The sequence below is a fragment of the Shewanella sp. Actino-trap-3 genome, assembly GCF_002836275.1.
In the GTDB taxonomy this organism is placed as follows: Bacteria; Pseudomonadota; Gammaproteobacteria; order Enterobacterales; family Shewanellaceae; genus Shewanella; species Shewanella psychromarinicola.
Window position 1 is genome coordinate 991,989 of record NZ_PJCE01000001.1, and the last position, 16,121, is coordinate 1,008,109.

Here is a 16,121-nt window from a genome sequence, read left to right on the forward strand (position 1 = left end):
TTTCGTAACATTGAACAACACGGTTCAATGTTAGTTTGTTAACCGATAATAGTTAAACAAATAGAAAACACATGATTGGTTAGGACAGTTAGCAATAAAAAGATATAACTGTGCCTATGTTAGGCAAATATAGGAGGACGATATAAAGAAGATCGATACTGAGGCATAAGTGCTGAGGTAAACATAGCAGTAGAATTGAATAAGTTGACGTATGATTTAAGGGTTGGCATTGCCATCGTTAAACCAACAGATAAGCATGAACCGACAGTGCAATGACAAGCTTGGGCGCAGCAATCATCAACAGCATTATCACCTGTCATAGCCACTTGCATACTCACATCGTGGCATGGATTGCCATTATCTACAGGCATATTCGAAGAAGTCATTGAGCTCATTGGCATATTACCTGGCACAATCACAGACGCAAAAGTCTGACCGACAAACGTCAGTAAGACAAACATCATGATTAAGCGGGCTTTATGCAAAATAGATTCTCCAATTACTTTGTATTGATCATAGTGAAAAGTGCTAGCTTAAGCAATGTAAACTTATTCAATATAATCATTAAAATCGTTACAAACACAATATACCGACATTAGTTTAATATCAATTTAATCAATAATTTATATTACGATGAGTATAACAAAAAAATATCCTTGCTTATGGCTTAATTGATGACGACGCCATAAAAAAACACAACAGTAACAATTAATAGAGTCAGTATTATTGCACTAACCATTCAGCCCACCATTGCTGCGGCAATTCTGCTCATCACCTAACAAGGACCGGCATCGTGAGCTTGAGTAACATTTTGCAAGGCTCAGATAAATAGCATGAAAGAGTGGCTGGATAGCCGATAGCCAAAGCTATATTGGCGTCTGGCCAGTCCTTATATGATCTGCTCAAGAGACCGACATTCATCTATTTCCCTTACCCTTATTATTTTTATAGCCAAATAAACTCAACGTATTTTAAAATTCACTTGGGTATAACGTAAATAAATGACCCGCCTATAAAATATTGTAGACGGGTATTGACTGTTATTTATTAGTATCTAACCAAATGGGGGTTAACCCCCCACCTACACTAGTCTGCTTTTTTTAATCCTGAAGCACGCCACAAGAAAAATAACGCGGGCAGTATTAACAAGGTTAAAATTACCGAACTTACCATGCCGCCCACCATAGGAGCAGCGATACGACTCATTACCTTAGAACCAGTGCCTGTACCATATAAAATCGGTAGTAAGCCGGCAATAATGGCCGCCGCGGTCATCATAATAGGGCGAATACGCAAAGCTGCACCCTCTAATACCGCTTTAAAGACATCATCACGATTAGTAGATAACCCTTTTTCCTGGTGATCTTTTAACATCTCTCGGTACGAAAGATTTAGGTAAACTAACATAATTACCCCGATCTCAACCGTGACCCCCGCCAGGGCGATAAAACCAACACTGACTGCCACCGAAAAATTATAACCTTCAATGTACATTAACCAAACACTGCCGATCATTGCCATTGGCAAAGTACCCATAATCATCAATACTTCAATTACATTTCGGAAATTTAAGTAAAGCAAGAAAACGATAAGCGCTAAGGTTAACGGTACTACATACATTAATTTCGCTTTTGCACGTTGCATATATTCATATTGACCCGCCCATTTGATTGAGTAACCTGCTGGCAATACTAATTTTTCATTAACCACTTTTTGTGCATTTTCAACATAAGTCCCGATATCAATGCCTTCAATGTCAACATACGACCAACCATTTAAACGAGCATTTTCAGTTTTAATGGCTGGAGGGCCATCTTCAACATAGACGTTGGCAACATCACCTAGCGGAATTCGTTGACCATTGGGTGTGACTATCGGCATTGCGGCTAATTTTTCAGGTGAATTACGGTAATCTTGCGGATAACGTAGGTTAATGGGATATCGCTCTAATCCTTCAACGGTCTGAGATATATTCATGCCGCCAATAGCGGTTGCAACAACTTGCTGAATATCAGCAATATTTAAACCGTAACGCGCTGCTTTTTCTCGTTGGATATCAACTTTTACATAACGACCACCCGAAACACGCTCAGAATAAACCGAGGCAGTACCAGGAACCTTTGCTAAAATTTCTTCAAGCTGTTTACCTATGCCTTGAATAACATTTAAATCAGCGCCAGCCACTTTAATACCCACGGGGGTTTTAATACCCGTTGCTAACATATCGATACGAGTTTTAATCGGCATCACCCAAGCATTGGTTAACCCTGGCAATTTAACTAAAGCATCAAACTCTTTGATCAATTTTGCTGTCGTCATGCCTTCTCGCCACGCCTCATGCGGCTTTAATTGGATAAAGGTTTCGATCATAGTAAGAGGTGCCGGGTCTGTTGCCGTTTCGGCACGACCAATTTTACCAAATACGGTTTTAACTTCGGGTACTGTTTTAATCAACTTATCGGTTTGCTGTAGTAACTGCCGTGCTTGACCAATAGATAATGATGGATAGGTGGTTGGCATATACATTATATCACCTTCATCTAATGGAGGGATAAATTCACTGCCAATTTTATCAAGCGGATACGCACCAACACCCAGTAATAACAGCGCAATAAATATGGCTGTTTTAGGGAAATTCAAAACGGTTTTTAATGCCGGCATATAAATGGCAGTCAAGAATCTATTTATCGGATTTTTATGCTCAGGTAACACTTTACCGCGAATAAAGTAACCCATTAATACTGGCACTAAAGTAATAGCTAAAATCGCTGAAGCCGCCATCGCATACGTTTTAGTAAAGGCTAATGGAGCAAACATTTTACCTTCTTGTGCTTCTAAGGTAAATATTGGCATAAAACTGACTGTGATAATCAACAAACTGAAAAATAATGCGGGCCCAACTTCCGCAGCCGAATCTGCCACAATTTGCCATCGGTTTTGTTTAGTGAGCGGTGTTCGTTCCATATGTTTATGCATATTTTCTATCATTACAATAGCACCATCAACCATCGCACCGATCGCAATGGCAATACCCCCTAATGACATAATATTGGCGTTCAATCCTTGGGCATGCATAACAATAAAGGCCATTAAAATACCGATAGGTAAACTAACAATGGCCACTAATGCTGAGCGCACATGAAATAAAAACACCATACAAACCAGTGCAACTACTGCAAATTCTTCCAGTAATTTAAAACCTAAATTATTAACTGCACGTTCGATCAATGAAGAACGATCATACACGGGGACAATTTCGACCCCTTCAGGCAAACCATTTTTTAATTTCTCAAGCTTTGCTTTAACACGGTTGATAACATCTTGTGCATTTTCGCCAAAACGCATGACCACAATGCCGCCAACGACTTCGCCTTCACCATTAAGTTCGGCAATACCACGGCGCATTTGTGGACCAGTACCAATGTCTGCCACATCTTTGAGCAATATTGGCGTGCCATCATCGTTAACACCTAAGGGAATACTCTCTAAATCTTTAACACTTTCAATATAACCGGTAGCGCGCAGCATATATTCAGCTTCTGCCATTTCAATTACCGAAGCACCAATTTCTTGGTTACCACGTTTAATAGCTTTTTGAATATGAGAAAGCGAAAAACCAAAGGCACGTAATTTATCCGGATTAACTTGTACTTGGTATTGCTTAACCATACCGCCAAGAGTACTAACTTCAGAAACACCCGCTACCGTTTGTAGTTCATACTTTAAAAACCAGTCTTGTAAAGAGCGTAATTGGCTTAAATCATGTTTACCTGTTCTATCCACTAGCGAGTATAAATAAACCCAACCTACACCGGTGGCATCAGGTCCTAGTTGTGGACGAGCCGCCGCCGGTAAATCTGGCGCTACTTGGCTTAAATATTCAAGCACCCGAGAACGCGCCCAATACATATCGGTATCATCATCAAAAATAACATACACATATGAGTCACCAAAGAATGAATAACCCCGAACCGTTTCCGCACCCGGCACCGACAACATTGCCGTTGTTAACGGATAAGTGACTTGATCTTCTACCACTTGTGGCGCTTGGCCTGGAAAAGATGTTTTGACAATAACTTGCACAGCGGATAAATCCGGTAAGGCATCTATCGGGGTGTTTTTGACTGAATATATGCCAAACCCCATAATGACCAATGTGCCTAGCATCACAAAAAATCTATTTACAATAGACCAGCGAATAATATTAGCTATCATTATTGACCCTCGCCTTGTTCGTTAACTGAACCTTCAGGTGCCGCCATTGCCATGGCGCTAACAATAACAAAGTCACCCTCTCGAATTTCAAAGGTAAACATCACGTAAGCACCTTCGGTAAATAACGTCATATCGACATCTTCACTGACAATATAATCAACATTAGCGGCAGGACGATCCCAATCGACAATAGCTTCTCGGTCAACATTCACCATTCGGTGTGCAACCATGACTGATTTAACGGTACCGTTAACCATGGCTGAAGGTATCTGTTTTTTCATATCCTTACCGGCCATTGAGCTATGATCCATATCTGCCATTGAGCCATGATCCATACCTTCCATTGAGCCATGATCCGTACCTTCCATGTCCATACCAGTCATGTCCTTACCAGCCATGTCCTTACCAGCCATGTCCTTACCAGCCATGTCCATACTAGCCTTGCTAGCTTGTTCATGGTTCATACGCTTAAAGTCAGAGGTTTTGCTTGATTCTGAATCGAGTAAGAATTGTGCAGAGGTAACCACTTTTTCACCGGCGGCTAAGCCTGATAATATTTCCACATTATCTCTATCAAAACGGCCAACGTTAACTTCAATGGCTTTAAAGCTACCTTGACCTAGTGCTAATACCACCCGATCTTGGTGGCCAGTTCGCACTAAGGCTTCTTTGGGAATTAACAGCGCACTTTCATCACCCGAGGTGTGCAGACTAATTTGTGCAAACATATCGGGTTTAAAGTCGCCATTTTTATTGTCTACACGGATCCTTACTTTCATTGTGCGTGTTTTAGGGTCTAAGGTTGGGTAAATATAATCGACATTAAGGTTATATTCTTTACTCGGCAAATAATCTAACGTCATGGTTACAGGAGTACCGATTTTTATTTGTCCGGCTTGGCGCTCAAACACTTCCGCTTCAACCCATACCTCAGCTAAATCGCCAATCGACATCATAGTTGAGCCTGGTTGGATAAAGAAACCTTCACGAATTTTTAAGTTTTTCACGACACCCTGTTGTGGCGCATAAAACGTAATATTCTGTTGAACTTTTTTGGTTTTCTTTAATTGAATAATGGCTGATTTCGGGATCTGTAACGAAACTAAACGATTTTCCGCGGCGGTGATCAAACGTTGATTGCTGCGATCTAATGCCAATAATAATTCTTCTTGGGCATTTACTAATTCAGGCGAATAAATATCATATAGAGGTTGACCTTTTTTAACTGGGTCACCAATTGCTTTAACGTAAAGTTTTTCAACCCAGCCCTCTACTCGCGGGTGAATATGGACTAAAGCATCTTGATCCCAGGCAACATAACCCACAGTATCGATTTGCATATGCAATGGTTGGTATGCTGCATTGACGGTACGAACCCCTAAGTTATTAATAACATCAGGGGAAATACGAATGGTGCCTTTTCCTTCATCAGGGCCAGCACCAGTATTGCCATAATAAGGGATCAACTCCATACCCATTGGCGACTTACCCGGTTTATCACTTTTATAATCAGCATCCATTGGCGCGACCCAATACAAAGGTTTTTTCTTCGCAGGTTCACTACTTTCGCCCCCCGCAGAACTAGCCTGATCCGATGGCGCAAATGCAGTATAGGCACCTAATGTTACAACAGCACCAATTACGGCACCGATCACTACACCCTTCATTTGGGATTTATTGCTTGAACTCATGTCTTTCTCCGTATTTGGCAATTTATCGGGTCGCTTTATTTGCACCAATAAATAAATAATTTAATTCCAATAGAATTTTTTGTTGTGCTACATCTAAGGTTAAAATTCTAATTTCAGCATTGAGTACTTCGATATGAGCTCGAACAACCTCAGCAAAATCACCGTCATCATTGGTATAAGCGGTTAAAGAAGCTTCTGCTTGTTCATACATTTGTGGTAATAATTTTTCTCGATAAAGCCGTTGTTGATCATTAAGTCGTAACAAACGTCCTTTGGCCGTTGAATAGTTACTAAGCAACTGACGAAGTAATAATAGCTTTTCAGTTTTTATCGATTCAGTTTGTGATATTGCTGACTTAACATCTTGATCTTGCTTGTTTTGCGTAAAAAATGGTAAGTCAAAAGTTAACCCTACAGACATTAAATCAGCACGACTATTACCAGTAGGATCATCACCGCGAGAACCAAAGCCTGCGTTAACACCCCATTCAGGTTTGTATTTCTGTTTCGCTAACGCAATGCCTGTTTTAGTCGCTTCAATTCTTTTATTTAAAGCGACAACCGCAGGGTGCTGAGCAAAGTGGCTTATTAATTGTTCAGGCTTGTGCCATTTATCAGCATAAACTAGCTCACTCTGTTGCAAATCCATTTGTGGTATCTGTTTGCCGAAATTAATGTCGTGCAGTGCTAAATTAGTCGATAGTGAATCATCAAGCCCTGATAAATAATCAGTTAACCATTGAGACAATTGTCCTTCAAATTTATTTTTCTCTTGTGCTAACACATCCAAACGAGCATCTAGATTAGTCAATTCTAACTGCGCACGAACAATGTCGGTTTGTCGGGTTCGCCCTAAAGCAGCTGAATAACTCGCCTCTGTAATGTCGACTAATTGTAAAAATAACGAACGATCTTTTTCAATTAAGGCAACACTTTGTTGTACACGATAAGCATCAAGCCATAATTGCCCCACGGTTAACGCAACTTGCGCTTCTCGGTTTTCTCGTTGAAAGGGATACCCTTGGCTTTTGATCTTTAATTGACGACTGGTGAGTTCCAGTGTGTCACCTCGAGGGATCACTTGGCTAATACCGACTTTAAATTGCGTCATACCTTCTTGATTAAAATTAAAACTATCGGTAGGCATATTAACCAAACCAACAGAAACTTTTGGATCAGGCAATGTATCAGCAGCAATACTTAAAGATTCAATAGCATTTTGTTGGTGGCGATTTCCTTTTAACCAAGGGTCGTTCTTTTGCGCAACGCTAATCGCTTGCTCAAAAGAAAGTATTTCAGTTTTTTGAGATGACGGCTCTGCAAAAACAGTCAAGCTACTCATGGTTAATAGCCCTAAGCCAACCATTACCCACTCTTTGCTATGGTTTTTACTTTTAATCACTGGTATTGCTCCTTACTTGAATTGACCGTAAATTTATACTCACTGACACAGTTTCTTACTTTAATTGTCAGCAACATAAACTTCGCTAGCACCATCATTTTTAAGTAATAAAACTTGATATGGCCTACATTTATCGCCAATGTCCATTGCTGACGTTGCCATTGGCATTGCGGAAACTGACAAGCCAAACACAGGGTCAGCATGTGCTTGTTGCAAAATTTGCTGGATAAACTTTGCCGGGACATATGCATAAAAAACAGAGTTATATTTTGAAATAGCGTTACAACAAGAGCGATAACGAAGTTCAATCCCTTTTTTATTTTTAATAGCGGTAACAGAATTGCTATGAAAAAATTTGGGGCGTAAATGCCACCCAGCCTTTTGGAAATTAAAGACCTAAAGCCTCCAAATTAGTTACCTATACTCGAAATTAATTCGAAAAAAGGTAATATCTCGTTAATTTATTTTAAAAAAATAACGGAATTGGAAAGATGATCGAAAATTGATCAAACCATTCCTAGCTAACTAATAATTATAGGAGGGCGATATAAAGAAACGTTGAATTGCGGGATGGTATGTTGAGTCAAACTAGGTATAAAACGACTCACATTTGAGAGCGTTACTGATTGAATTGTCATTATTTCTAGCGCAATTGAAAAGCAACTACCCATAGGACAGTCACATTGATTATCGCAACAATCAAAAGTATCACTGGTTGTTTTGTTAACTAAATCAGTGTCAGACATTAATTGATGATGACAAGTGTTAGTCGCAGTAGTACTGGTATCGGTCGTAATGACATTAGATTGACTTAGCATTGAGTTCATATCAGAGGGGCATGGCAAAGTCACAGACGCAAAAGCTTGGCTGACAAATGTCATCAAGATAAAGATTACTGTGATAAATCGCTTACCAACCAAAATATAACTCCAATATTACTGATAATAATTTAAACTCAACTAGCGTAAATCATCTTAGTTAATTGTAATGAATTTTAACGTTAAACAACCTGACCTAGGTCACATTTATAAGTAACAAATCAAGTAGAAATGACTTATATATGCAATGTAAACGTTTGATATTAAATACATCTATAGTTTCTTTCCATAGCCGAATGCATGTTTATTCATCGACTGGGGTGCCAACCGGTAATTTACAGCATAAAACGCATCTATAAAGATCTCACCTCAGTTTGACTGTAGACCTTGGCGGTGGTTTATGCCAGCTCGACAGCCAATTTATAAGGTCGACGAGACCCCTTGACTACCAACCGCCTCAGTGATGGGCATACGGCTAAAATCAACTAGATATAAGTGACTGGTTTTGTTGTTTTCATCATTACAACACCTTCTCCTAAGGGATTAATGTCGGCTCCATATGATTATTCAACGACCAACACCCCTTTATACATTTGCATCTGACAATGAAACGGATACTCGCCCTTTTCCAGTGCAGGTAATGCTATCGTCGTCGGTTTATCCAACGCCAAATCCTGACTAATCTCTAAGTCGGGTAACAATACCGTGGCTGAACACCCCGATTTATCTTGGCGTAAAAAGGTTATTTCAGTCGGTGTATTGGCGGCAATATTAATTCTTGCTGGCGAATACACACCATCTTTAACCAGAATCGATGTGGTGGCATCAACGCTGGCTTCATTTGACGGTTTGTATAACCAAAACCACCAAACAATGAAACCGATTAGCGCGAGACAAAGTAAATTAATAATCATATTGGGCCTCTTAGTGTTCTTTAGCTTTAAATAAACGTAATCGATTCGCGTTACTCACTACGGTAAGCGATGAGAAAGCCATGGCAGCACCTGCAATCACTGGATTTAACAAAATACCAAATACCGGATAAAGCACTCCTGCCGCTAAGGGAATACCCGCAGCGTTATAAATAAATGCCCCAAACAAGTTTTGTTTAATGTTGCGCAGCGTTGCTTTACTAATAGCAATGGCATCGGCTAATCCATGAAGTGAACCGCGCATTAAGGTGATATCGGCACTTTCTATCGCAACATCGGTGCCCGTACCAATCGCGAACCCAACATCGGCTAACGCCAACGCTGGCGCGTCGTTAATCCCATCACCTGTCATACCAACCACTTCATTGTGACGTTGAAGTTCGGCCACTTTATTGGCTTTATCTTCAGGCATCACTTCGGCGAAAAAGTCATCAATACCCACTTTTTTAGCCACTGCAGCTGCGGTCGCTTTATTATCACCAGTTAACATAATCACTTTAATGCCATTACGTTTCAGTCTCGCGATAGCAGCCACCGAATCGGGTTTTATGGGATCTGATACGGCTATAATGGCAAGCAGCTGCCCTGCGAGCGCCAAATACATAGGTGTTTTAGCCTCTTCTGCTAATACTTGGGCCTTAGCTTCATTAAAACCAATATCAATATTTTTGTCTTGCATCAGTTTTTGATTACCAAACAGTAATATTTCCCCATCCACCGTGGCTTCAACACCTTTACCCGAAATGGCATTAAAGTGCTCTGTTTTAGTCATTTCAATTGCTCTGGCATTGGCACTTTCAACAATGGCTTGCGCTAGTGGGTGTTCTGAGTGACTTTCAATCCCAGCAGCCAATGATAATACCTGCTCTTCGCTGTCGGTATTGACGAGAATAATATCGGTGACTTGGGGTTTACCTTCGGTAATGGTGCCCGTTTTATCTAAAATCATTGCAGTGATTTTTGACGCTGTTTGCAATGCTTCACCGTTACGAATAAGCACGCCCGATTCAGCGGCCTTACCCACGCCTACCATGACAGACATTGGCGTGGCTAGCCCTAACGCGCAAGGACAAGCAATAATTAATACCGTTGTTGCGGAAACAATTGCAAATACGGTCGATGGCTCTGGTCCAAAGTTAAACCACACCATGGCACTAACAATGGCGATGATCATAATGGCTGGCACAAAGTAAGCCGATATCACATCAGCCAAACGGCCAATAGGTGGTTTAGAGTTTTGTGCGCGCTTGACCATATTGATGATTTGCGCCAATGCCGTATCTTTACCGACTCGAGTGGCTTTAAATATGATTGAGCCTGACTTATTTAAGGTACCAGTGACGACATTGTCATCAACTCTTTTTTCAACGGGCATTGGTTCACCGGTTAACATTGACTCATCAATGGTACTTTTACCGTCAATAACCACACCATCAACTGGAATTTTTTCGCCTGGACGTACTCTAACGTGATCGTTGAGTAATACATTGGCAATATCGATATCGACATCTTTTCCATCTCGGATAACTCTAGCTGTTTTGGCTTGCAGGCCAATAAGACGCTTAATGGCTTCAGAGGTTTTACCGCGCGCTTTAACTTCTAGCGCCAAGCCTAAATTAATTAAACCAATAATCATTGCGGTAGCTTCAAAGTAAACATGCCTTGCCATCTCGGGGAACCATTCAGGAAATCCAACAATAAGCATTGAATATATCCAAGCCGTACCCGTACCTAATGCAATAAGGGTATCCATATTAGCGTTATGGTTTAAAAATGATTTCCATGCGCCGATATAAAAATGCCTACCAGATATCAGCATAATGGCCAGAGTAACCACACCGACCAGTCCCCACACCACTTGCTCAGATAGGGTTGATACCGTCATTTTACCGATGAAAAGTCCGTAAATCATCAGTGGAATACCAACAGATAACGCAATAATGGTATGGCGCAATAAACTTTTATAATAGTGTAAATCGGCCTGTTCTTTTTCATCCATGGCATCTTCTGCTGAATCAGCCTGTATTTGTGTCGCGTTGTAACCGGCACTTTCTACCGCTTTTATAATCAACTCAGCAGAAGCTTGACCAGTAACAAGTACCGTTCTGTCGGCAAAATTCATGTCTGCCGAATCAACACCGTCCACGGCTTTAATCGCTTTTTCAATTTTGCCAACACAACTGGCGCAACCGGCGCCGAGGATATTGAGTTGCATAGGCGAGTTTGTTTTTTGATTCATTACTTAACCTCCTTTGACGTTAATTTCATCTTGTCCTGCTGAGTAGCGGTTACTGTGGTGCTTTCCGCTTGATTTGTCGCCTCAATTAAATTACAAACCATATTTCCTGTGGGCAAGTTGTCTGGCATGGTTGACCATTCTTCAACGGCCTCTGAAAGCCTAGTTCTTAATTTGACCATTTCATTAAATTGTTTTTCTGTTTCAGCCAATTTTTGTTTTACTAGCGCTCGTACAAGTTGACATGCACTTTCGCCATGATCGGTCTTGGAAAAAATCACTTTGATTTCTTCAACGGAAAAGCCAAGCGTGCGAGCACTTAAGATAAATTGCATTCGAGACTTATTTTTATGGTCATATATTTTATAACCATTAACAGGAGATTTATTTGGATTAAGTAATCCGACACGAGTGTAAAAGCGCACTGTGTCGGCGGTGATACCTAATTCATTAGCAAGTTGATTCACTTTCATACTGCCTCCTAAAGTAAACGTTAATCGTTACGATAGTTTGACTATAAACCTATGTCTTACACACAGGTCAAGCAGGTTTTGAATATTAAAATAATAGGGCACATTTTGAGTGCCCTATTATTTAACGGTTACTGCTGCATCATTTTACTATGTTGTTTCATGATGATAGCCATTAACTCTTCGTGATTAACTAACTTGACGGTTTCACCTTTTATATTGGCGCGATCTAATGTTATCAGGGGTGATTTGATAAAGTTCTTTGCACTGGTGGAGGACAGAACCTCTTTTGTTTTCACTTGAATATCTTCATCTTTAGCCAGATTATAGATCCAATATAGTGCATCTGATTTAATGATATCAGTATCATCTACCCCAGGTCTGAACACGTCATAATACTGTATTTGAATTAAATGTTGACCAGGTGAAATGTCAATTTGGCTTTTGTTTTGTACGGTTTTACCATCGACCGCAGTAAAAATTAAATTGTCAGGTAATGAGATAGTTGCAGCCATTGATACTGAGCTGACGATAGAGAGAAGTGAAATAGCAATAAATTTTTTCATGATGAACTCCGTTAAGTGTTGATGCTGTTAATTACAGCAACAAAAATCTTTATAAATTAATGTGGGTGACTAATTTGAATAAAGAATTACGCTATCGGAGGTGGATTTTGGCTTGTTAGAGTGGTAGGTGTTGATACCCATAAAGCTAGGCTAACTTTGGCGCCAGTTAACCGTATAGCGGTAAACTCTTCGCCCGAAAACAACATAAAAGCATGAGCTATGGCATGACAATGACTAATGCATTGACTTATATTGTCTGAACAACAGTTATCGTTGTGATCGTAATTGTCACAGTCGATGTCTATCATGGTTGATGGGTGCAGATTGCTCGATTGCGAGCCTGACATAGTCATTTCAGTAGACATAGTCATTTCGTTAGTCATTTCGTTAGTCATTCCGTTAGACATAGCATAGCTAGGCATAAACAGTTGCCCTACTAGTGATAATATAATCGCTATATTTAACAAAATTTTTAGCATACATGATGTCCACTAAACTAAGAGGCACTTAGTATAACAATGTTGTAGTTAAATTTATACGACTGATGCAACACTTATCAATAATATGATGCCTAGTTATTGATAACGTTACGAGTAAGTTACTGGATCTAAGCTTGCTGAACTTCTGCTAATATCCAGTTACTTAGGAAAATATGTGGTATCTACAACCCAAATTAAGCATTCCGCTTCGCTCGCAATCGTAAGATCTTGTAGACACGTTAACCTACTGTCAGCAACCGTCAGCGGCACAATGGAGACTCTCAATTTTACTGTAGAGGACACTGTGGGACACAAAACGACTTCGCCTTTGAGTTCAAGAGGCAATACCGTTGTGCTAGCTATCATCTTGTTAACAACACTCAAGTTTCGCTATAAGTTACCCTAGATTTTTTAATGTAAAGCCATCCCAAGGTTGGATGGCTTTTTTTACGTCACTCAAACTTTAGTCGTGTCGCAGTTAATTCATCATCCAAAAGAGGTTTTTGTGTTCGGTTTGCAGACTTATAGTCAATACTCTAGCTAATAAAGCGACGTTTAATCTTTTACAACAGTTTAAAACCTCATAGATAGACAAGGATTTTATTTACGTTCTGGGGATTATGACTTCGGCCAGACTTTCATATATGGCATAGGGTTTAGCGTTACATTTTAGGTCGAAAATTAGTCAACACACCTCAGCAGAGCTATAGTTAAATGACGTTCATATGTTCACGGAGTCGTTATGAAAATTTATCAGACAATGATGATGGTATCTTCGGTTGTGTTGCTTGGTGCTTGCGGCGGTGGAGGTGATAGTGCCGTGACGCCGCCTGTGCAGGTATTGCCTCAGGGACAGTTCTCTCTCGCTATTTCCGACTCACCTATGGCTGGCGTTACCCATGTTGGGATGGTCATGGGGGAACTGGTCATGACCGATGCTGCGGGTGTCATCCATAGACATGACTTACAGAATATGGCATTTAATCTACTCGATTTCCAGGGGATTAATAGTCATCTTATGTTAGAGAGCATCGACTTGCCCCAAGGGCAGTATCATGATGCCTATGTCACTACCCAGCAGGGCGATGGCAATGACGGCAGCTATGTTGACGATGGTCAGGGTCGCCACGGTTTGCATGTTACCAATGGACAGCTGCCCGTTTCAAATTTTGAGATAGTCGCTGACCAGCATCTTGCTATCACCATGGAAATTGATTTGTATCGCGGCCTGTCTCAGGAGCAAGGACGATACAATTTAAGCACCCAAGCCATGTGGTCTATCAATAATCGCCAAATGGGCCACTTGCTGGGCGAGGTTGACCCACAGTGGATTGCAGATTGCGAGACGGCTTACCCTAATCTGACTCCGACGGGGGGGCAATTTAACCATTTGGCCTACTTATACCCCGAACAGGTCACCAATATTAATCAAATGGCAGATATGGGAACCAATCCACCAGCGGGTTTAACTCCCCCTACGGCGGTAAGTCCTATGATGGAGGATATCGACGGTAACTGGTACTTTGCCATGGGTTACTTGCCAGCTGGAAACTATCGGGTCGGCTACAGCTGTTTAGGCCATTTAGATGACCCAATCAGCGATGATATGACCAGTGGCGCAGTTGTTATGTTTAAAGATTCTGGTTCAATTACCATAGAGACTGGAACACTGGGTGGCCAAGAGACGGTACATGAGTGCGGTAACGGTAATGGTGGTCATCACGGCGACAATCATGGAGGCCATGGAGGCTAAGATGATGAATTAGGCTTCTATTCTCTCTTTGGAACTTAGCGCCAAAATAAGTAGTGAACCAAGATAACGATAATGATGATTGAGTTGATGTCTGAGTAGACACCTCGTTAATCATTGTTTTCGTTGCCTTGGGATTGAGCCTTAGCCTTCACAAAAGTGACAATCGATTTTCTCTATAACACACTATAAGGTAGCTTCGAATCAGCAAAAATCCACTGACTCGTTAATGGACTGGATCTGATCGAGTATTAAAGCCTAAGTCATTTAGACTTCGATTGAGCTGAAGTGATATTGGGTTTAGCTCATCGTCATGCAATTACGCAATAACTTACATTATTTCTTTTGAACAGCATTACACCCATAACAAAAATAAGGTCCACAAATGTTCGGATTGTTGAAATATTTTTTATATCTGTTGTTGGTACTTTTAGCCTGCCTGGCAATTTTTATTTATCTTAATCAAGCGCCTGATAAGTCAGTGGCAGAGCTGAGTCAACGCTGGGCTCAACCCCCCTCGCAGTTTGTTAATATTGCAGGGATGAATATTCACTTAAGAGATGAAGGGTCAAAGTCTGATTTAGAACCCATAGTATTAATCCATGGCACGAGTGCGTCTTTACATACTTGGGATGGTTGGGTAGACGCATTAAAAGGACAACGCAGAGTCATTCGTTTCGACTTACCGGGATTTGGATTGACCGGGCCCGATCCTGACAATAATTACAGCATTGAACATTACGCTGATGTTGTTGCTGCAGTGCTCGATGAATTAAAGATACAAAAATGCGTCTTAGCGGGTAACTCTTTAGGGGGTTATGTATCTTGGGCGACTGCGGTTCGGTATCCACAAAGAGTGTCGAAATTAGTGTTGGTTGATTCCAGTGGATACCCTTTTGAACCAGAATCGGTACCACTGGCATTTACATTATCACAAAATCCGCTAACCAGTGTGTTGTTAAAAAATGTGTTACCTAAATCACTGGTCGCTCGCAGTGTTAAGAATGTCTACGGTAATCCTGATTTGGTCAGCGATGAATTAGTTGACCGATACTACGAACTATCGCTTCGACAAGGTAATCGTGACGCCTTGAAAGCGCGCTTTAAACAAACATTACCAGGACTTTTGGTGGATAAGATTAACACGATTGATGTACCAACATTGATAATATGGGGAGCCAAAGACAAGTTAATTCCGCCTAAGAATGGCACCCAGTTTAATCACGATATAGCCAACAGCGAGCTGGTGGTGTTTGATGAGTTAGGCCATGTACCTCATGAGGAAGATCCGCAATCAACGGTATTAATAGTTAAACAATTCTTGCAAGAACATAAGCCAGATCAATCTTAGGGTAAGTGCACAATATGGTTCACTCTCTCTGTTACCAGAATATATTCAATTCTCTGTGTTAGTTATCGCACTTAAGCGTCTGAATTTGTAAGGACACGATTTATATGTCATGGCTATTGTGGCTCAGATAACATTAAAGGCAACCACGGTCATATGACCAAAACAGCTATTTTATCCTGTTAGGCATCACTTTTGTCGCTCACCTACCCTC

Annotated in this window: 11 protein-coding genes; 2 read left to right on the plus strand and 9 right to left on the minus strand. The window is 40.7% G+C overall.

Annotated features, from left to right (window positions below):
* Positions 1 to 119: 119 nt before the first annotated feature.
* The 9 genes from CXF80_RS04220 to CXF80_RS04270 all read right to left on the minus strand — a co-directional run bounded on the left by CXF80_RS04220 (position 120) and on the right by CXF80_RS04270 (position 12,809).
* On the minus strand, positions 120 to 485 hold the full coding sequence (locus CXF80_RS04220) for a hypothetical protein (RefSeq protein ID WP_232772036.1): 366 nt from the start codon (positions 483 to 485) through the stop codon (positions 120 to 122).
* Positions 486 to 1,086: 601 nt separating this feature from the next.
* Positions 1,087 to 4,215 (minus strand): efflux RND transporter permease subunit, encoded by a 3,129-nt coding sequence (locus tag CXF80_RS04225; protein WP_101031539.1) that lies wholly within the window; start codon positions 4,213 to 4,215, stop codon positions 1,087 to 1,089.
* Complete coding sequence (locus CXF80_RS04230; RefSeq protein ID WP_101031541.1) at positions 4,215 to 5,906, minus strand: efflux RND transporter periplasmic adaptor subunit; 1,692 nt, start codon at positions 5,904 to 5,906, stop codon at positions 4,215 to 4,217. Before CXF80_RS04230 ends, CXF80_RS04225 begins: the two co-directional genes overlap by 1 nt.
* Before the next feature lie 22 nt (positions 5,907 to 5,928).
* Entirely contained in the window at positions 5,929 to 7,308 is a 1,380-nt protein-coding gene (locus CXF80_RS04235) for a TolC family protein (protein ID WP_232772037.1), read from the minus strand.
* A 1,381-nt stretch (positions 7,309 to 8,689) separates the two neighbouring features.
* The gene (locus tag CXF80_RS04250) at positions 8,690 to 9,040 is read right to left on the minus strand and encodes a cupredoxin domain-containing protein (RefSeq protein ID WP_101031547.1); all 351 of its coding nucleotides are present in this window, start codon (positions 9,038 to 9,040) and stop codon (positions 8,690 to 8,692) included.
* Positions 9,041 to 9,050: 10 nt separating this feature from the next.
* The gene (locus tag CXF80_RS04255; RefSeq protein WP_101031550.1) at positions 9,051 to 11,297 is read right to left on the minus strand and encodes a heavy metal translocating P-type ATPase; all 2,247 of its coding nucleotides are present in this window, start codon (positions 11,295 to 11,297) and stop codon (positions 9,051 to 9,053) included.
* The gene (locus tag CXF80_RS04260) at positions 11,297 to 11,767 is read right to left on the minus strand and encodes a MerR family transcriptional regulator (protein WP_101031551.1); all 471 of its coding nucleotides are present in this window, start codon (positions 11,765 to 11,767) and stop codon (positions 11,297 to 11,299) included. Before CXF80_RS04260 ends, CXF80_RS04255 begins: the two co-directional genes overlap by 1 nt.
* Before the next feature lie 128 nt (positions 11,768 to 11,895).
* Complete coding sequence (locus tag CXF80_RS04265) at positions 11,896 to 12,330, minus strand: DUF2057 family protein (protein WP_101031553.1); 435 nt, start codon at positions 12,328 to 12,330, stop codon at positions 11,896 to 11,898.
* Positions 12,331 to 12,416: 86 nt separating this feature from the next.
* Positions 12,417 to 12,809 carry a hypothetical protein gene (locus CXF80_RS04270; protein WP_101031555.1) on the minus strand — a complete coding sequence of 131 codons (393 nt, stop codon included), beginning with the start codon at positions 12,807 to 12,809 and terminating at the stop codon, positions 12,417 to 12,419.
* A 742-nt stretch (positions 12,810 to 13,551) separates the two neighbouring features.
* On the opposite strand from CXF80_RS04270, the gene CXF80_RS04275 reads away from it, so the two are divergent.
* Positions 13,552 to 14,562: a DUF4382 domain-containing protein gene (locus CXF80_RS04275; protein WP_101031557.1), complete on the plus strand. Its 1,011-nt coding sequence runs from the start codon at positions 13,552 to 13,554 to the stop codon at positions 14,560 to 14,562.
* 382 nt (positions 14,563 to 14,944) lie between these two features.
* On the plus strand, positions 14,945 to 15,910 hold the full coding sequence (locus CXF80_RS04280; protein WP_101031559.1) for an alpha/beta fold hydrolase: 966 nt from the start codon (positions 14,945 to 14,947) through the stop codon (positions 15,908 to 15,910).
* Positions 15,911 to 16,121 lie beyond the last annotated feature (211 nt).